Origin of the sequence: Pantoea sp. LMR881 (assembly GCF_027157825.1) — a bacterium.
GTDB classification, from domain to species: domain Bacteria; phylum Pseudomonadota; class Gammaproteobacteria; order Enterobacterales; family Enterobacteriaceae; genus Pantoea; species Pantoea haifensis.
Genome location: NZ_JAPVOK010000002.1, coordinates 3,183,188 through 3,201,295, shown reverse-complemented (window position 1 = coordinate 3,201,295; position 18,108 = coordinate 3,183,188). Strand labels below are relative to the sequence as shown.

General features: G+C 52.5%; 20 protein-coding genes, 1 other RNA gene and 1 pseudogene. 16 read left to right on the top strand and 6 right to left on the bottom strand.

Translation table 11 applies throughout. The annotated features are described in order from the left end of the window. Window positions 1-6: 6 nt before the first annotated feature. Window positions 7-1,668 (top strand): DNA repair protein RecN, encoded by a 1,662-nt coding sequence (recN, locus tag O3W44_RS16930; protein ID WP_269293958.1) that lies wholly within the window; start codon window positions 7-9, stop codon window positions 1,666-1,668. A gap of 187 nt (window positions 1,669-1,855) precedes the next feature. Continuing rightward, window positions 1,856-2,203 carry an outer membrane protein assembly factor BamE gene (gene bamE / locus O3W44_RS16925; protein ID WP_269293957.1) on the top strand — a complete coding sequence of 116 codons (348 nt, stop codon included), beginning with the start codon at window positions 1,856-1,858 and terminating at the stop codon, window positions 2,201-2,203. Between the two features lie 91 nt (window positions 2,204-2,294). Here the strand turns inward: bamE and O3W44_RS16920 are convergent, their stop codons facing one another. Together O3W44_RS16920 and O3W44_RS16915 are read right to left on the bottom strand one after the other, a co-directional pair. Continuing rightward, entirely contained in the window at window positions 2,295-2,588 is a 294-nt protein-coding gene (locus tag O3W44_RS16920) for an RnfH family protein (protein ID WP_269293956.1), read from the bottom strand. Beyond that, on the bottom strand, window positions 2,581-3,015 hold the full coding sequence (locus O3W44_RS16915; RefSeq protein WP_269293955.1) for a type II toxin-antitoxin system RatA family toxin: 435 nt from the start codon (window positions 3,013-3,015) through the stop codon (window positions 2,581-2,583). The genes O3W44_RS16920 and O3W44_RS16915 overlap by 8 nt, the downstream gene beginning before the upstream one ends. A 158-nt stretch (window positions 3,016-3,173) precedes the next feature. On the opposite strand from O3W44_RS16915, the gene smpB reads away from it, so the two are divergent. The 9 genes and pseudogenes from smpB to speG all read left to right on the top strand — a co-directional run bounded on the left by smpB (window position 3,174) and on the right by speG (window position 10,253). After that, on the top strand, window positions 3,174-3,656 hold the full coding sequence (gene smpB / locus O3W44_RS16910) for an SsrA-binding protein SmpB (RefSeq protein ID WP_269293954.1): 483 nt from the start codon (window positions 3,174-3,176) through the stop codon (window positions 3,654-3,656). A gap of 44 nt (window positions 3,657-3,700) precedes the next feature. Beyond that, window positions 3,701-4,064: a transfer-messenger RNA gene (ssrA, locus tag O3W44_RS16905) on the top strand. Window positions 4,065-4,295: 231 nt separating this feature from the next. Then, window positions 4,296-4,394, top strand: a pseudogene (locus tag O3W44_RS16900) (integrase arm-type DNA-binding domain-containing protein); the annotation flags it as partial. Window positions 4,395-4,738: 344 nt separating this feature from the next. After that, on the top strand, window positions 4,739-6,307 hold the full coding sequence (locus tag O3W44_RS16895; protein WP_269293952.1) for an ABC transporter substrate-binding protein: 1,569 nt from the start codon (window positions 4,739-4,741) through the stop codon (window positions 6,305-6,307). Further along, complete coding sequence (locus O3W44_RS16890; protein WP_269293951.1) at window positions 6,307-7,359, top strand: ABC transporter permease; 1,053 nt, start codon at window positions 6,307-6,309, stop codon at window positions 7,357-7,359. Before O3W44_RS16895 ends, O3W44_RS16890 begins: the two co-directional genes overlap by 1 nt. Beyond that, window positions 7,356-8,213, top strand: coding sequence for an ABC transporter permease (locus O3W44_RS16885; RefSeq protein ID WP_269293950.1), 858 nt, complete (start codon window positions 7,356-7,358; stop codon window positions 8,211-8,213). The genes O3W44_RS16890 and O3W44_RS16885 overlap by 4 nt, the downstream gene beginning before the upstream one ends. Then, a complete protein-coding gene (locus tag O3W44_RS16880) occupies window positions 8,203-9,036 on the top strand; it encodes an ABC transporter ATP-binding protein (protein ID WP_269293949.1) in 834 nt (277 codons plus the stop codon). Before O3W44_RS16885 ends, O3W44_RS16880 begins: the two co-directional genes overlap by 11 nt. Further along, complete coding sequence (locus tag O3W44_RS16875) at window positions 9,029-9,718, top strand: ABC transporter ATP-binding protein (RefSeq protein ID WP_269293948.1); 690 nt, start codon at window positions 9,029-9,031, stop codon at window positions 9,716-9,718. The genes O3W44_RS16880 and O3W44_RS16875 overlap by 8 nt, the downstream gene beginning before the upstream one ends. Continuing rightward, a complete protein-coding gene (speG, locus tag O3W44_RS16870) occupies window positions 9,708-10,253 on the top strand; it encodes a spermidine N1-acetyltransferase (RefSeq protein ID WP_269293947.1) in 546 nt (181 codons plus the stop codon). The genes O3W44_RS16875 and speG overlap by 11 nt, the downstream gene beginning before the upstream one ends. Here the strand turns inward: speG and O3W44_RS16865 are convergent, their stop codons facing one another. The 4 genes from O3W44_RS16865 to O3W44_RS16850 form a co-directional block, all read right to left on the bottom strand. After that, on the bottom strand, window positions 10,254-10,673 hold the full coding sequence (locus O3W44_RS16865; RefSeq protein WP_269293946.1) for a hypothetical protein: 420 nt from the start codon (window positions 10,671-10,673) through the stop codon (window positions 10,254-10,256). It abuts the gene before it with no gap. Between the two features lie 97 nt (window positions 10,674-10,770). After that, window positions 10,771-11,706 carry a homocysteine S-methyltransferase gene (gene mmuM, locus O3W44_RS16860; protein WP_269293945.1) on the bottom strand — a complete coding sequence of 312 codons (936 nt, stop codon included), beginning with the start codon at window positions 11,704-11,706 and terminating at the stop codon, window positions 10,771-10,773. After that, complete coding sequence (gene mmuP / locus O3W44_RS16855) at window positions 11,696-13,111, bottom strand: S-methylmethionine permease (protein ID WP_269293944.1); 1,416 nt, start codon at window positions 13,109-13,111, stop codon at window positions 11,696-11,698. The genes mmuM and mmuP overlap by 11 nt, the downstream gene beginning before the upstream one ends. Window positions 13,112-13,246: 135 nt before the next feature. Next, window positions 13,247-13,582 (bottom strand): DUF2002 family protein, encoded by a 336-nt coding sequence (locus O3W44_RS16850; protein ID WP_269293943.1) that lies wholly within the window; start codon window positions 13,580-13,582, stop codon window positions 13,247-13,249. Between the two features lie 153 nt (window positions 13,583-13,735). Here O3W44_RS16850 and O3W44_RS16845 point away from each other — a divergent pair, with 153 nt between their 5' ends. The 5 genes from O3W44_RS16845 (at window position 13,736) to nrdF (ending at window position 18,084) form a co-directional block, all read left to right on the top strand. After that, on the top strand, window positions 13,736-14,053 hold the full coding sequence (locus O3W44_RS16845; RefSeq protein WP_269293942.1) for a DUF883 family protein: 318 nt from the start codon (window positions 13,736-13,738) through the stop codon (window positions 14,051-14,053). 297 nt (window positions 14,054-14,350) lie between these two features. Next, the gene (locus O3W44_RS16840; RefSeq protein ID WP_269293941.1) at window positions 14,351-14,593 is read left to right on the top strand and encodes a redoxin NrdH; all 243 of its coding nucleotides are present in this window, start codon (window positions 14,351-14,353) and stop codon (window positions 14,591-14,593) included. A 4-nt stretch (window positions 14,594-14,597) separates the two neighbouring features. After that, window positions 14,598-15,029 carry a class Ib ribonucleoside-diphosphate reductase assembly flavoprotein NrdI gene (gene nrdI / locus O3W44_RS16835; protein WP_269293940.1) on the top strand — a complete coding sequence of 144 codons (432 nt, stop codon included), beginning with the start codon at window positions 14,598-14,600 and terminating at the stop codon, window positions 15,027-15,029. Continuing rightward, window positions 14,981-17,116, top strand: coding sequence for a class 1b ribonucleoside-diphosphate reductase subunit alpha (gene nrdE / locus O3W44_RS16830; RefSeq protein WP_442954647.1), 2,136 nt, complete (start codon window positions 14,981-14,983; stop codon window positions 17,114-17,116). The genes nrdI and nrdE overlap by 49 nt, the downstream gene beginning before the upstream one ends. Window positions 17,117-17,124: 8 nt before the next feature. Beyond that, the gene (nrdF, locus tag O3W44_RS16825; RefSeq protein WP_269293939.1) at window positions 17,125-18,084 is read left to right on the top strand and encodes a class 1b ribonucleoside-diphosphate reductase subunit beta; all 960 of its coding nucleotides are present in this window, start codon (window positions 17,125-17,127) and stop codon (window positions 18,082-18,084) included. The last annotated feature ends 24 nt before the right edge of the window (window positions 18,085-18,108 follow it).

Sequence of the window (18,108 nt, the reverse complement as noted above, 5' to 3'; positions counted from 1 at the left end):
GATTCTATGCTGGCACAACTGACCATCAGTAACTTTGCTATCGTTCGTGAGCTCGACATTGATTTTCAACGCGGTATGACAGCAATCACTGGTGAAACCGGTGCAGGTAAATCAATTGCAATTGACGCGCTCAGCTTGTGTCTGGGCGGTCGTGCTGATGCCGACATGGTGCGTCAGGGTGCTAACCGCGCCGATCTTTGTGCCCGCTTTCAGCTAAAATCTTCACCTTCAGCCCAACGCTGGCTGGAAGAGAACCAGCTTGATGATGGCAACGAATGTTTGCTGCGTCGTGTGATCAGTGCGGATGGTCGTTCAAGAGGCTTTATCAATGGCACCGCAGTGCCGCTTTCGCAGCTGCGCGATTTAGGCCAGTTATTGATTCAAATTCATGGTCAACACGCTCATCAGTTGTTGCTTAAAGCCGATCACCAAAAACATCTTTTAGACGCTTATGCAGATCATGACGATTTGCTGCAGCGCATGCGTGAACATTATCAGACCTGGCATCAGAGCTGCCGCACCTTAGCGCAACATCAGCAGCAGGCGCAGGAGCGTGAGGCGCGGCGTGAACTCTTGCAATACCAACTCAAAGAGTTAAATGAGTTTGCGCCTCAGCCTGGCGAATATGAGCAAATCGATGAAGAGTACAAGCGTCTGGCGAATAGCGGTCAACTGCTTTCAACCAGCCAGCAGGCACTTCAGCTTTTAGCGGACAGCGATGACGCTAATCTTAATAGTTTGCTCTACACCGCGCGCCAGATGTTGTCAGAACTGGTCTCGCTTGATGATAAAGTCAGCGGTGTGTTCAACTTGCTTGAAGAAGCGGCGATTCAGTTGAGCGAAGCCAGCGATGAGTTGCGCCACTATTGCGACAGCCTGGACCTTGATCCTAATCGCCTGTATGAGCTTGAGATGCGTATCTCGCGTCAGATTGCGCTGGCGCGTAAACATCATGTCACGCCTGAAGGTTTGCCTGAATTGCATCAGCAATTACTGGCTGAAGCTGAGCTGCTGTCACAGCACGAAAGTGACCAGGAAAGTTTGCAAACGCTTGTGACAGAACATTATCACGCTGCACTTCATAGTGCGGAGCAGTTGCATCAGCAACGTAGCGCCTATGCCGGGGAATTGCAGCAGCTGATTACGCAAAGCATGCACATGCTGTCGATGCCACATGGCCGTTTTACAATTGCGTTGACGTTTAATCCTGATCATCTGACTGCTGAAGGTGCCAGCCGTATTGATTTTCAGGTGACCACTAACCCAGGTCAGCCTTTGCAGCCATTGGGTAAAGTGGCTTCAGGGGGTGAGCTGTCACGTATCGCTCTGGCTATTCAGGTTATTACCGCGAAAAAAATGGAAACGCCAGCCATGATCTTTGATGAAGTGGATGTGGGAATCAGTGGTCCAACAGCTGCGGTAGTCGGTAAACTGTTGCGTCAGTTAGGCGAATCGACTCAGGTCATGTGCGTAACACATTTACCCCAAGTGGCAGGTTGCGGACATCAGCATTTCTTTGTCAGCAAAGAGACCGATGGTGAGATGACCGAAACCCATATGAAGCCACTCGATAAGCGTGCTCGTTTGCAGGAACTGGCTCGCCTGCTAGGTGGTAGCGAAGTGACGCGTAATACCCTTGCTAACGCGAAAGAACTTTTAGCCGCCTGATAACGCACTTTTTTAACCCAGCGTGGTCATATGCATGCTCTGTAAAGGTTCCCAATAGCGAAAAGGTCTATTATCATCGGCACTTTATGTCGCCAAAGTGATAAAGCCTGCCGCAAGCAGAGTTCAGATTTTGATGGCAAAAAAACAGCCTGTAAAAGGCGTTTGGCCCCAGAAAAGGAATGTATAGATGCGCTGTAAAACGCTGACTGCCGCGGCAGTGGTAATGTTAATGATGACCGCCGGATGTTCCACTTTAGAGCGCGTGGTTTACCGTCCGGATATTAACCAGGGCAATTATCTGGTTGCCAATGACGTCGCTAAGATTCATAACGGTATGACCCAACAGCAGGTGGCTTATACGCTCGGCACACCGATGATGAAAGACCCGTTCGGTAGCAACGTTTGGTATTACATATTCCGCCAAGAACCGGGACACGAAAGCGTGAAACAGCAGACGCTGACGCTGACTTTTGATGGCAACGGTGTGCTGACCAACATCGAAAACAAGCCAAATTTGACGCAAAAACGCGGCTAATCGCAAATTCAGAACAGTAAAAAGGCGCCTGAGAGCGCCTTTTTATTTCTGCTGTCTTGCTTTTAATAACAGCCAGAAGTCGTGGTTTAATTTACTTTTTGCTGCCTGCGGAACGCTCGGCGCGTTGGCGCCGCAACTCTTTGGGATCGGCAATCAGTGGTCGGTAAATCTCAATCCGATCGCCCTCTTCCACAACATCGTTCAGCTTTACAGCCCGGCTATAGATGCCCACCTTATTAAGGCTGAGATCGATTTCGCGGCGCAGCTCCAGTATTCCTGACGCTTCGATGGCCTGCTCTACCGTGCTGCCCTGCTCAATTGTGATATAACGCTGATACTGTTTCTCAGGCAGCGCATAAACTACCTCAACAGAGATATCAGGCACTATAAACCTCTTTCGCTCGCTGTGTGAAAGCCTGAACCATACTGTTTGCCAGCTCTTTAAAGATGCGACCAAAAGCCATCTCGACCAGCATGTTAGTAAACTCAAACTCCAGGCTTAACTCGACCTTACAAGCATCATCACCAAGCGAAATAAAGCGCCAGCCACCGGTCAGTTTTCTGAAAGGCCCATCGACCAGTTGCATATGAATGCTCTGATTATCAGATAAAGTATTGCGCGTGGTAAATGTTTTGCTGATGCCCGCCTTTGACACGTCGACAGAGGCTGTCATCTGATTTTCCGATGCATCCAAAACGCGGCTACCGGTACAGCCGGGCAAGAATTCAGGATAAGCATCGACATCATTCACAAGTTGATACATCTGCCCGGCACTGAAGGGGACCAGCGCCGAACGACTAATCTGAGCCATAATGGTTCCTGTTCGTCACAAAACCGCTAAATAATAGCATTTTCAGCGGGTAAACAAAAATCCCTTGATTATTAGGTGTGCTAGAATAGCCTGTTTCCTGACGCCCCGTTGGACTGGGGATGCGATAACCGACCAAGTGATGTAAAATACGCTGCACTATGACAAAGAAAAAATCACATAAACCCGGTTCTGCCACTGTTGCTCTCAACAAGCGCGCCCGCCACGAATACTTCATTGAAGAAGAGTTCGAAGCTGGATTGGCGCTGCAAGGATGGGAAGTAAAATCACTCCGCGCGGGTAAAGCTAACATTAGCGACAGCTACATTTTGCTGCGCGATGGGGAAGCGTACCTGTTCGGTTCAACCTTTCAACCGCTGGCTGTTGCTTCAAGCCATGTCGTATGTGATCCGACGCGAAACCGTAAACTGTTGCTCAATCAACGCGAGCTCGATTCGCTGTATGGCCGTGTAAATCGTGAAGGCTACACCATTGTTGCGCTCTCTCTGTACTGGAAAAATGCCTGGTGCAAACTTAAGATCGGCGTAGCACGTGGTAAGAAAGAGCACGACAAGCGCGCTGATATTAAAGATCGCGAATGGCAAATGGATAAAGCACGCATTATGAAGAATTCCAACCGTTAAACGCTGGATTCAGATGCTGTTTTTTGCTAGTATTAAAAGTTCTTGGGGCTGATTCTGGATTCGACGGGATTCGCGAAACCCAAGGTGCATGCCGAGGTGCGGTAGGCCTCGTTAACAAACCGCAAAAAAATAGTCGCAAACGACGAAAACTACGCACTAGCAGCTTAATAACCTGCTTAGAGCCCTCTCTCCCTAGCCTCCGCTCTTAGGACGGGGATCAAGAGAGGTCAAACCCAAAAGAGATCGCGTGGATGCCCTGCCTGGGTTGAAGCGTTAAATCCAATCAGGCTAGTTTGTTAGTGGCGTGTCCGTTCGCAGCTAACAAGCGAATGTAAAGACTGGACTAAGCATGTAGTGCCGAGGATGTAGGAATTTCGGACGCGGGTTCAACTCCCGCCAGCTCCACCAAAATTCTCCATCGGTGATTACCAGAGTCATCCGATGAAGTCCTGAAAGCCCGCACGGCGCAAGCCCTGCGGGCTTTTTTGTGCCTTGAATTTGTCCCGCAAAGTCTGATGCCAACTAATTAAATCCGAACCTTTTAGGCACCTTGTTAGGCACCTCGTAAAGCTTTATTGTTTTTGAGGTGCCTAAAATCAGGGAAACCCGGCAACAACAAGACAGACCAAGCCGCTTTCCGTGAAGGAAATCGAATCCGCTCAATCCAGGAAAACGGTCTACGTCCTCTATGATTGCGATGGCCTTGAGCTACTCATCAAATCCAGCGGCAGTAAAATCTGACATAAACGGGTCCGCTTTTGCGGTGCGCAAAACTCAGGTTCAGTCAGCTCCACTGATAATTTTTCCTGCAGGCAGTACATTTCGCTGATTGTGAATAAAATAAAGTAAACCGATAGCAGACGGACCAAATGGCTATCTGGCTAGGGGCAGCGATAACAGGCTGAAAGTGTAGAGAAGGGGCATAACGTGCGCGCTCAGCGATAAATCTTGTCACTGCCTCTCCCTTTATACGCATTTCATATGGCTTATATCTTTTTTGCATATGCATAGCCCGGATTCGACTATTATTCGCATCAGCCCTTTCGTACACTCGCGTCACTTTTTTCAGGCAAGGTAATTTTATGAAAACGATAATTCCCTCACTGCTGGCAGTCGCGCTGACCGCAACCTTTAATGCTCACGCAGCCACGCCAAAAGACACGCTGGTCATCGCCCAGTCAACGGATGATGCTGACAGCTTTGACCCGGCAAAAGGGTTTGAACTGACTTCGGTTCAGGCTTTTACCAATATATATCAGCGCCTGGTGCAGTCCGATCCGCAAAATCCTACCGATCTGCAGCCAACCTTAGCAACCTCCTGGCAAGCGGGCAGTGACAATCGCAGCCTGACATTTGAATTGCGTAAAGATGCGAAGTTTGCCAGCGGCAACCCACTGCGCCCGGAAGATGTGATCTTCTCGCTGGGTCGCGTGGTTAAACTTAACCTCGATCCCTCTTTCATCCTGACGCAACTCGGCTGGGACGCGAAAAACGTCGATACGTTCCTGAAAAAGGTTGATGACAATCATGTGCAAATTAGCTGGACCGCTGATGTCAGTCCAACCTATGTATTGAGCCTGCTTTCTGCGCCCGTTTCATCCATCGTGGATGAAAAAACCGTTATGGCAAATGCCAAAAATAATGACTTTGGTAATCAGTGGCTGGCGACACACTCTGCGGGCAGTGGCCCTTACCAAATTCGCAAAGTGGTGATGCATGAAGTCGTGCTGCTGAGTGCTAACCCGACTTCACCCGCGGGTGCGCCTAAGCTGAAAAATATTCTGATCAAGAACGTGCCGGAGCCGGCTGCCCGTCGTCTGTTGCTGGAGCAAGGCGATGCGGATATCGCCCGTAACCTGGGCGCCGATCAGATCGCCTCGCTGCAAGGCAAAGCGGGAGTGAAAACTGAAGCGATCCCAATGGCCTCGCTCTATTATATTCAGTTCAACACGGGCGCAAACGACACGTTAAAAAACCCGGCACTCTGGGAAGCCGCGCGTTACTTATTTGACTATCAAGGCATCGCCAATGAGTTGCTGAAAGGTCAGTTCGATGTGCATCAAACCTTCCTGCCAAAAGGTTTTCTCGGGGCGCTGAATGACACGCCTTACCGCTTCGACCCCGAAAAAGCCAAAGCGATTTTACAGAAAGCAGGCTTAACCAATGTCAGCTTTAAGCTCTCCACCAGCAATCAACCGCCCTATCTGGACATTGCACAGGCCCTACAGGGCAGCTTCGCCAAAGGCGGTGTGAAAGTAGAAGTGGTTCCGGGATTAAGCTCTGAAGTCTCAACTAACGTCAAAGCTCACAAATATCAGGCGACGTTAAATGCCTGGGGCGCAGACTATTTTGATCCGAATACTAACGCCGCTTCTTTTGCCTATAACCCGGAAGATGGCAGCAAAACCATCGCTTATCGCTCAGACTGGCACACGCCAGCGTTAAATAAGCAGGTTCTGGCGGCCACGGCGGAGAGCGATCCGGCCAAGCGTGTGGCGCTTTATCAGCAGATGCAGCGTGACGTGCTGAAAAACTCGCCTTACGTTATTGGCATGCAGGCTAAAAACCTCATCGCCTTGCGTGACAATCTGCAAGGTTACGTGCAGGGCATTAACCCGGATATGGTTTACTACGCGCAGGTTACGAAGTAATGGCAAACTCTGCCCACTCTGCCGGGTCCGCCCGGCACGTTTGGCTGCGCGCCGGGCGCGTCACCAGCAGTGTACTGTCACTGCTGGTGACGTTGCTTGGCTTGCTGGCTTTCACTTTTATGCTTTCTCATCTGTCGCCTGTCGATCCGGTTCAGCAGATCGCGGGCGATCACGCCAGTGAAGCGACTTACGCTCAGGTGCGTCACGAACTCGGCCTTGATCAACCGGTGTTAATGCAGTTCTGGCACTACGTTGAACATCTGGCGCAGGGCGATCTTGGTGTTTCACGCTTAACGAATCAGCCCGTCAGTCACGATCTGATGCAGACTTTCCCCGCCACCATTGAGCTTGCCACCTGTGCGATGATATTCGCGGTGGTGTCTGGCGTGAGTCTTGCTCTGCTGGCCGCATGGAAGCCTGGCAGCATCATTGATAACATTGCTCGCTTCATCTCACTGCTGGGCTATTCCGTGCCCGTGTTCTGGCTGGGCCTGCTGGGTTTGTTGCTGTTTTATGCGGTGCTGCACTGGTCTGCCGGACCGGGGCGGCTGGATGATATCTATATTTATACGCTGGAGCCGAAAACCGGTTTTGTGCTGATCGACAGTTGGCTCTCTGGCGACCCGGAGATGTTCCGTAACGCGATTGCGCACCTGTGGCTGCCGGTGGTGATTTTGGGTTTACTGGCGATGGCAGGGATTACCCGCTTGCTGCGTGCGGCGCTGCTTGAAGAGAGCAGTAAAGAGTATGTGGTGCTGGCGCGCGCCAAAGGAGCCGGGCGCACACGCATTTTACTGCGTCATATTTTTCCCAATGTACTTGGCACGCTGGTCACCGTGATTGCGCTTTCCTACGCGACGTTGCTGGAAGGATCTGTCTTAACTGAAACGGTTTTTGCCTGGCCAGGCGTCGGGCGCTACATGACCAACGCGCTGTTCTCGGCTGATGTGCCCGCAATTTTAGGTGCCACCTTACTGATTGGCGGCTGCTTTATTCTGATTAATGCCCTGGCTGATGCCCTCACCTGGTTAACCGATCCGAGAACACGATGACGCAACAACTTTCTGAACTTGAAGCGGTACGGCCTCGCCGTCGCCGTCGCCGCGTCACCTCGCTAACGGTCGGGCTGACGTTAGTGGCAATTCTGATCCTGATGGCGCTGCTGGCTCCGCTGCTCGCCCCTTATGATCCCAACCTGCAAACCATGTCGAGTCGTCTGCTGCCGCCATCGGCGCTGCACTGGTTCGGCACGGACGGTTTTGGTCGTGACCTGCTATCCCGGGTGATTTACGGCGCGCGCCCTACGCTACTTCTGGTGTCGCTGATTCTTATCCTGACCATTCCGGTTGGCCTGCTGGTGGGCATTACGGCGGGTTATGTCGGGGGCTGGACTGAGCGCATTCTGATGCGTATCACTGACATCTTTCTGTCGCTGCCGAATCTGGTCATTGCGCTGGCGCTGGTAGCTATTCTCGGGCCTGGCCTGATGAACGGTGCGCTGGCGCTGGCTTTGACCAGCTGGCCTCCCTTTGCACGCCAGGCGCGGGCCGAAACGCTGGCACTGCGCCGCAGCGATTACCTCGCAGCCGCACGCATGCAGGGTATTACCGGTTTTCGTCTGATGTTTGGTCACATATTACCGCTCTGTTTGCCCACCGCAGTGGTGCGTGCCGCACTCAGCCTGGGCGGCATTATTCTCTCTGCCGCTGGTCTTGGCTTTCTTGGTATGGGCGTACAGCCGCCCACAGCGGAATGGGGTTCAATGGTTGCTGAAGGAAGTAAGGTGATTTTCGATCAGTGGTGGGTAGCTGCCGCACCTGGCGCGGCGATCCTCTTCGCCAGCCTGGCCTTTAATCTGACAGGCGATGGCCTGCGTGACCGACTGGATACCCGACATGCAAAATAATCACTTACTTCATGCCGAGTCGCTTAATATCCGCAGCGATGACGCGCTGCTGGTGGATAACATCAACTTTACGATAGGTCGCGAACGTGTGGCGCTGGTTGGCGAATCCGGCTCGGGCAAATCACTGACGGCGCGCTCACTGATGGGCTTGCTGTCGCCTGCCCTGCATTTACAGGCGAAGCAGCTACAGGTCGCCGGTGAAGATGTGCTGACGCTGCGTGAACGTGACTGGAACAGACTACGCGGCAACCGTGTCGCCATGGTGATGCAGGATCCTAAATATGCGCTGAACCCCACCCGCACCATCGGCTGGCAGGTTGAAGAACCTTTGCTTCTTCATCGTCGTCTGAGCCGGGCTGAGCGCAAGGAGAAAGTGTGTGAGATGCTCGATGCCGTTGGCCTGCCCGATCCACGTCGCCTGATGCAACACTATCCGCATCAACTTTCAGGCGGCATGGGCCAGCGTGTGATGCTGGCGATTGCTCTGATCACCGATCCCGATTTCCTGATCGCTGATGAACCCACTTCGGCCCTCGATCATGCCATGCGCGATCAGGTGCTGGCACTGATTCGTGGTCTGGTGGAAGCGCGTAATATGGGGCTATTGCTGATCAGTCACGATCTGCAACAGGTCTCAGAACATTGTGAACGGGTAATGGTGATGTACAAAGGTCAGTTACTGGATACGCTGCCCGCTGCGGAACTGCCAAACGCAACGCATCCTTACACCCGCACGCTGTGGTCGTGCCGCCCGAGCAAGGCTACACACGGTCAGATGCTGCCGGTGCTGGATCGCAACGCGCTGGAGGTGTCGCGTGATTAATTTGCAAAACCTCAGCGTGGCGCATAAACATGGCTATGAATTGCGCACGGTTGTGCATGATATAAACCTGCAGGTGAAGCCCGGTGAATGTTTCGGGCTGGTGGGTCCTTCCGGCTGTGGTAAGTCGTCACTGTTGTGGGTAATGGCCGGGCTGAATCCCCACTGGCAAGGCGAAATGCAGCTGGCAAATTACCGCATTGAAACGGGCAAAGCGTTCACTGGCGAGCTGCGTCGTGAGGTGCAGATGGTGTTTCAGGATCCCTATGCTTCTCTGCATCCGCGTCATCGCCTGCGTCGGACGTTAGCCGAACCGTTAAAGTTGCTGAAACGCGACAATATTGACGATCGTATCGATCAGGGGTTCCGACATGTTGGGCTGGATCCGGCGCTGGCTAATCGCTATCCGCACCAGCTTTCGGGCGGTCAGCGTCAGCGCGTGGCTATCGTGCGTGCGCTGCTGTTACAGCCGAAAATCTTGCTGCTGGATGAGCCAACCTCTGCGCTCGATATGTCAGTGCAGGCTGAAATCCTGAACCTTTTAAACGATCTTAAACAGCAAGATGGCTTAACCATGGTACTGGTCAGTCACGATCCCGATGTTATCGATCACATGTGCGATCGTGCGGCGCATATGGCACAGGGCCGCATCATTGAACAGACAGGAAGCCAAAATGACGGTTAATTTACGCCCGCTGGAAAGGGAAGATTTGCACTTTGTTCATCAGCTGGATAACAACGCCAGCGTGATGCGCTACTGGTTCGAAGAGCCTTATGAAGCGTTTGTCGAGCTTTCAGATCTCTACAACAAGCATATTCATGATCAAACTGAACGCCGCTTTGTGGTCGAGCACGACGGCGAAAAAGCCGGGCTGGTGGAGCTGGTTGAAATCAACCATGTCCATCGCCGTGCGGAATTTCAGATCATTATCGCGCCCGCGCATCAGGGTAAAGGCCTCGCCAGCCAGGCAGCTAAGCTGGCAATGGATTACGGTTTCTCGGTGTTGAATCTTTACAAGCTCTACCTGATTGTCGATCAGGAAAATGAGAAAGCGATCCACATCTATAGCAAGCTGGGCTTTGAGATCGAAGGTGTGTTAAAGCACGAATTCTTTATCAACGGTGAGTACCGCAATACCATTCGCATGTGTATTTTTCAGCATCAATACCTGGCGCGACACAAAACGCCAGGCAATATGGTGAAACCCACGGCGCAGTAATTAACCGCGTGCGCCAACCGGGTTCATAAAGGGGCGCGGGTGTTCCGGCTTCAGGTTGTACATGCCACCGTTAAAGGGATCGACCAGCAACCAGCCGGGAAACCCGCCGAGCGGAATATTGCCTAACAGATACCAAAGATTGGCGCGTGCTTCGATCGGTACGGTAACCGGCACATAGCCAGGGCTTTCCAGCATCAGCAAGTAGTGTTTCTTGCCAAAATAGCGGCCAGTGGATTTGGCTAAATCGACGGTTTGTGGGGTAAAACCCTGGGCAACTGCGCGTCCCGCCTCATCCTGCACGACAAAGCGTGCGCCCTGCGGCAGAGAGTCGATGCGTACCGATTGTGTTTCAGTGCCAACAATGCTGGCACAGCCGCTGAGCAGCAACGCGGCGGCCAAAGCCAGAATTCGCTGTTTCATGAAGGGATCCGCAAAAAGGTCAGGAGACACAGTCTAAACTGCCCTTCCCGCCTTTTCACGTGTCTCAATCGGGCTATCATCGCCCGATCCAGGCGCTTTATTGGTGTTGACAACGCTGCGCAATCGCGGCGATGTCTTCAGGCGAGGTGCGGCAGCAACCGCCAATCAGGCGTGCTCCAGCCTGTTGCCATTCCGCCAGCTTATCGTGCAGCGTGCAGCCAGATGGCGCTGAGTGCCAGCTTTTGCTGGTTGCATCATACTGTTCGCCGGAATTGGGATAGACCACTAACGGTTTGTGAGTCAGTGTCTGCAACAGCTGCAGCGCGGGCGTCACGCTTTCCAGCGCCACACAGTTGATACCCAGCGCGATGACCTGCGGCTGCGCATTGAGGAATGCGGCAACATCACGCAATGGCGTGCCGTCACTGATATGCTCCGCATCGCGCAACGTGAAGGAGAACCACGCCGCACTGGCTGGGAATTCCGCTAACAGCTTCACTAACGCCTGCGCCTCAGCAAACGAAGGCAGGGTTTCACATGCCAGTAAATCTGCCCCCGCTTCCAGCAGTGCCTGCACGCGCGGACGGTGGAATGCCATCATTTCCGCCTCTGGCAACGTATAGTCACCGCGATACTCCGAACCATCAGCTAAATACGCGCCATAAGGCCCAACTGACCCCGCCACCAGCAACGTTGGCTGCGTCTCCTGCTGCGCCAGATAATCCTGACGCGCACGCTTCGCCAGTTCGACGCTTTGAGTGATAAGCGCCAGCGACTGTGCTTTATTCAAACCACGGGCAGCAAAACCTTGTGGCGTTGCCTGATAGCTGGCGGTAATGGCACAGCGTGCACCGGCGGCAAAATAGTCATAGTGCACCTGATAAATCAGCTCAGGATTTTCCATCAGCACCCTGGCTGACCAGAGCGCATCCGCCAGATTACAGCCTCGTGCTTCCAGTTCCGTCGCCAGGGCACCATCAAGGATCAGCCATTCAGATTCAGAAAGTGCCTGTGTGACAACATTAAGCGACATGGTTAGCTTCCTCAGGTTCAGGGGATTTTTTATTTTTGTGCGTCACATGGTAAGCACCATAGCAAAACAGCACAAACGGAATGCCGCACCACAGCGCAATACGCTGAGCAGGATCGAACGCCAGGCCGACACAAGCCAGCAGACAGAGCAGGAAACCGAGAAGAGGCGTCAGTGGATAAAAGGGTGCCCGGTACGCCAGTTCCCGTAACGATTTGCCCTGTTGCAGGTGACGACGACGAAATACATAGTGTGAGGCGCAAATGCTTAACCACACCGCGACAACAGCGAAACCGGATATGGCCGACAGCGCGACAAATACGGTGTCCGGCGCAATCACGCTTGAAAACAGTGCCAGTAAACCGCCGATCATGCTGACCGTGATGGCAAACAGCGGTACGCCTCGTTTGTTGACGTGCGCGAACGCGCGCGGCAACGTATTTTCATTGGCCAGCGACCACAACATGCGGCCCGAAGCATAGAGCCCTGAATTTGCTGCCGACAGAATCGCCGTCAGAATGACGAAGTTAATGATGTCTGCCGCCCACGGAATACCGATTTTCTCAAACACCACGACAAACGGGCTTTTGACAATACCGGCCTGATCCATTGGTATTAACGCGGCCAGCACCAGCACGGTGCCCACGAAAAAGAGGATCAAACGCGCGACCGTGGTACGAATCGCCAGCGGCAGCACTTTTTGAGGGTTTTGCGTTTCACCGGCCGCGATACCGATCAGCTCAGTCCCTGAGAAAGCAAAGTTCACCGCCACCATCGTCATCAAAATCGGCAAAACGCCGTTTGGCAACCAGCCGTGAGCGGTAAGATTGCTCAGGCCCGGTGCGGGCGTGCCATCTTTCATGGGAATAAAGCCAAACATCGCGCCCGCGCCAAGCAGAATAAACGCGATAATGGTGATCACTTTAACCAGTGAAAACCAAAACTCCCCTTCTGCGAAAAAGCGGGTTGAGATGATATTCAGCAAATAGATCGCAATACAAAAGACCAGACACCAGATCCACACCGGTACATGGGGAAACCAGTATTGCATGCAGAAGCCAGCAGCCGTCAGGCTCGATCCAAGCGCCACCGTCCAGGTCAGCCAGTAAAGCCAGGCGACGGTATAACCGGTGGCCGGGCTAAGATAACGTGCCGCATAGACATGAAACGCTCCGGTTTCCGGCATCGCGACGGATAATTCGCCGAGGCAAACCATCACCAGCCACACCACCAGCGCCCCGATCAGGTAAGACAACAAGGTGCCCGCCGCGCCGGTGGTTGAAATGATATAGCCGGTATTGAAAAACAGCCCGGTGCCAATCACACCGCCCAGCGATAACATCACCAGATGGCGCATTTTCATGCTTCTTTTGAATTGCTGCTGCGAAGGGTTACTCTGCTCGCTCATAATTTCATCCATATGGACGTCTAAACATCTATATGGCACAGGGTTATACCCGTCACAGCCGTGAATTGCAACATTCTGAAAGGTGGGGGTTTACAGAAGGGAGCCTCAGTGCCCCGTCAAACGGGGCCTGATGCATTAGCCAAATACGCTTTGCAGATAACGCTCCAGCGCCAGACGTGAACTAAATCCGTGCGGTATACCATAATGTTCCTGTGAATCACCTGCCAGGTAGAGAGGGAATTGGGTGTAGTGATCGCAGGTTTTCATTTCTGAAGCAGGTTCGGCGAACGGTAAACTTTTCTCTTTCAGTGTCGGGTGAATGACCAGCGCCGTGCGCCCCATGCGCGCTTCGCGGTTAACATAAACGTAGTTTTCACCACGACGATATCCATACGCGCGTGGCGTAATTTCATCCATTTCGAAACCCGCTTTTTCCAGTACGCGCGCTACCTCATCTGGTCGTAAATACATGCTTGATCCTCTCCTCTTCAAAAGCCTCGCAACCTTACAACAGCATGACAGCACCTGGCGTTCGGAATTTTCCCTAAAGGCCGGCCTCGCGTCTCGTTTACTGAAAGGTCATCTACACTCAGTATTACGTTTTAAATCAGAGGGAGCCAAAAAATGTTTAATCGAACCACTAAAAACGATGACATTGATATCAATCAGGATGTGAATGAACTGGCGGATTCGCTTGAAGCGTTACTGAAATCGTATGGCAGTGAAGCTAAAGATGAAGTCACCACCGCCCGTAGCCAGGCAGAAGCCCTGCTGAAGCAGACACGCGCTAAATTAAACGGTAGCAGCAACCGCGTGACGCAGGTTGCACGTAATGCCGGTTACCAGGTTGACGCTTATGTGCATGACAAACCGTGGCACGGTGTCGGCATCGGCGCAGCAGTAGGTATTGTGCTGGGCGCTCTGCTGGTTTCACGTCGCTAACCGCGATGCAACTGATTAAGCCTCGCATAATGCGGGGCTTTTTTATGCCTGAATATCGGGCAACGCTCTTTACAAAATTTTTTCCAGGCGCAGAAGGCGCATCACGTCTGGCATGAGCCGTTTTCCCACAGCGTAAATCTAAAAACCCTGGATATAGTACGCTTGATCTGCACAAACACTACATCTAGTATTTAACTCATCAACAAGGCACAAGATGCCCGCAAGGACGAAGCTGACGGCAAAGGGTTTTGCTTCGTATCTCGCGACCTGAACGGCACACAGAGAGGAATACGAATTATGCGCATTATTATTTACACCAAAAATAATTGTGTCCAGTGTAATGCCACTAAAAATGCCATGGACCGCAGCGGCATTGATTACCAGCTCATCAATCTTGATACCCAACCCGACGCCATCGACAGCCTGAAATCGCTCGGTTATCGCCAGGTCCCTGTCGTCATGGCTGATAACGACCACTGGAGCGGATTCCGCCCGGACAAGATCGCCAGCCTGCGCCAGCTCGCCGCTGTCGGAGGATAATACGATGTTTCCACTGGTCTATTTTTCCAGCCAGTCGGAAAACACTCATCGATTCATCACCCGGCTGGGCCTGCCCGCCCACCGCATTCCGCTCGACGCGAAACAGCCTCTGCATATCGACCACCCCTATATTTTGGTGGTGCCGAGCTATGGCGGTGGCAGCAGTCGAGGCGCAGTGCCCAGACAGGTGATTCAGTTTCTCAATGATGAAGCTAACCGACGCGGTATTCGCGGGGTGATTGCTGCCGGTAACCGTAACTTTGGTGAAGGTTACTGTCTGGCGGGCAGCATCATTGCGCAGAAATGCCAGGTTCCCTGTCTCTACCGCTTCGAGCTGATGGGAACCCCGGACGATATCGCTAACGTTAAAGCGGGAGTAACCCAATTTTGGCAACAACAGACACCCTCAATACCCAGCTCGATTACCACGCGCTAAACGCGATGCTGAACCTGTACGATGCCGATGGCCGTATCCAGTTCGACAAAGATCAGCAGGCAGTGCGTGAGTTTTTCCGGCAACACGTCCAGCCTAACAGCGTGGCATTTGACTCCGCGGCGGCGCGTTTGCGCTATTTAGTGGCAGAAGGCTATTACGAAGCGGAGATGCTCAACCAGTACGATTTCAGCTTCCTGTGTGCTTTGCACGATGAAGCTGATGCCTGGGGCTTTGAATTCAAAACTTTTCTCGGCGCGTGGAAGTATTACACCAGCTATACGCTGAAAAGCTTTGACGGCAAACGCTATCTGGAAACCTTCGAACAGCGTGCCTGTATGGTGGCGCTGACTCTGGCCCAGGGCAATGAAAAGCTGGCGCGTGCGCTGCTGCAAGAGATCCTCAGCGGACGTTTTCAGCCCGCCACGCCAACGTTCCTGAATTGCGGTAAACAGCAGCGTGGCGAACTGGTTTCCTGCTTCCTGCTGCGTATTGAAGACAACATGGAATCGATCGGGCGTGCGGTGAACTCTGCGTTGCAGCTGTCAAAACGCGGCGGTGGCGTGGCGTTTTTGCTGTCGAATCTGCGCGAAGCTGGCGCCCCGATTAAGCGTATTGAAAACCAGTCATCGGGCGTGATCCCGGTGATGAAAATGCTGGAAGATGCGTTTTCTTACGCCAACCAGCTTGGCGCACGTCAGGGCGCGGGAGCGGTATGGCTGAATGCACACCATCCCGATATTTTCCGTTTTCTCGACACCAAGCGTGAAAATGCTGATGAAAAGATCCGTATCAAAACGCTGTCGCTCGGCGTAGTGATCCCCGACATTACCTTTCAGCTGGCGAAAGAGAACCAGCCGATGGCGCTGTTTTCGCCCTACGATGTCGAACGTATTTACGGCCAGGCATTTGGTGATATCAGCATCAGTGAAAAGTATCATGAAATGCTGGCGGACGATCGCATCCGTAAGACCTACATCAAGCCACGCGACTTTTTCCAGACACTGGCGGAAATTCAGTTTGAATCGGGTTATCCCTACATCATGTATGAGGACAACGTTAACCGCAGCAACCCGATTGCCGGGCGTATCAACATGAGCAACCTTTGCTCAGAAATTTTACAGGTTAACAGCGCCAGTGAATTTAATGACGATCTCAGCTATCGCCACGTCGGCAAAGATATCTCCTGTAATCTCGGTTCGCTGAATATTGCTCATGCCATGGATTCAGGAAACTTAGCGCGTACGGTTGATGTCGCGGTTCGCGCACTGACAGCGGTTTCGGTGATGAGCCAGATTAATTCGGTGCCGTCTGTCGCTGAAGGCAACCGTCGTTCGCACGCCATTGGTTTAGGTCAGATGAATCTGCACGGTTATCTGGCGCGCGAAGGCATCGCCTACGGTTCACCGGAAGCACTCGACTTTACCAATCTCTACTTCTGTTGCATCACCTATCACGCCCTGCAAACCTCAAATCAGCTGGCGCAAGAGCATCAGCAAACGTTTGAGGGTTTCGCTGAGTCGCAGTATGCCAGCGGTGCCTGGTTCGACAAATATGTGCAGCGTGAATGGATGCCACGTACCCCACGCATAGCGGCACTGTTTGCCGACGCCGGTATCATTTTACCGACACAGGCTGACTGGCTGGCGCTGCGCGATGCGGTGATGAAGCACGGTTTATACAACCAGAATTTACAGGCGATCCCGCCAACCGGTTCAATCTCTTATATCAATCATGCGACCTCCAGCATTCATCCGATCGTGTCGCGAATTGAGATTCGTAAAGAGGGTAAAACCGGGCGCGTTTACTATCCGGCACCGTTTATGACCAATGACAATCTTGATCTTTATCAGGATGCCTATCAAATCGGCCCGGAAGCCATTATCGATACTTACGCTGAGGCGACGCAGCATGTCGATCAAGGCTTATCGTTGACGCTATTCTTCCGTGATGACGTCACCACGCGTGATATCAACAAAGCGCAAATTTACGCCTGGAAGAAAGGCATTAAAACGCTCTATTACATTCGGCTGCGCCAGATGGCGCTTCAAGGCACAGAGGTTCAGGGCTGCGTTTCCTGCGCACTGTGATGAAAACTATGCAACTAAAACATATTCACGCCATTAACTGGAACCGCATTGAAGATGAGAAAGATCTTGAGGTGTGGAACCGCCTGACCAGTAACTTCTGGCTACCGGAAAAAGTGCCGCTTTCTAACGATTTGCCAGCCTGGCAAACGCTGGATAAGCAGCAGCAACAGCTTACCATTCGCGTATTTACTGGCCTGACGCTACTGGACACTATTCAAAATGTGATCGGCGCGCCGGGTTTGATGGATGATGCGCAAACGCCACATGAAGAAGCGGTGCTGTCGAACATCAGCTTTATGGAGGCGGTTCACGCGCGCTCTTACAGCTCAATCTTTTCTACGCTGTGCAACACTAATGATGTTGATGCCGCTTATGCGTGGAGCGAAGAGAATCAGCCGCTGCAAAATAAGGCGCGTATTATTCTCGAACACTATCACGCCGACGATCCGCTGAAGAAGAAGATCGCCAGCGTGTTTCTTGAATCCTTCCTGTTCTATTCCGGCTTCTGGTTGCCGATGTATTGGTCAAGCCGCGGTAAGCTGACCAATACCGCCGATCTTATTCGTCTGATTATTCGTGACGAAGCGGTACATGGTTACTACATCGGCTATAAGTACCAGAAAGCCCTGGAAAAAGAAGATGAAGGCCGTCGGGAAACGCTGCAACAGTTTGCTTACGATCTGCTGCTGGCGCTGTATGAAAACGAAGTCGCTTATACGGATGCCCTGTATGCCGATGTTGGCTGGGCCGATGAGGTGAAAACCTTCCTGCATTATAACGCCAACAAGGCGCTAATGAATCTGGGTTATGAAGCCCTGTTCCCGGCGGAACTGACTGCGGTAAACCCGGCCATTTTGTCTGCGCTGTCACCGAATGCAGATGAAAATCACGACTTTTTCTCTGGCTCCGGCTCCTCTTACGTAATGGGAAAAGCCGTGGAAACCGAAGACGAAGACTGGAATTTCTGATCGGACGTAACGGGCCAGATGGCC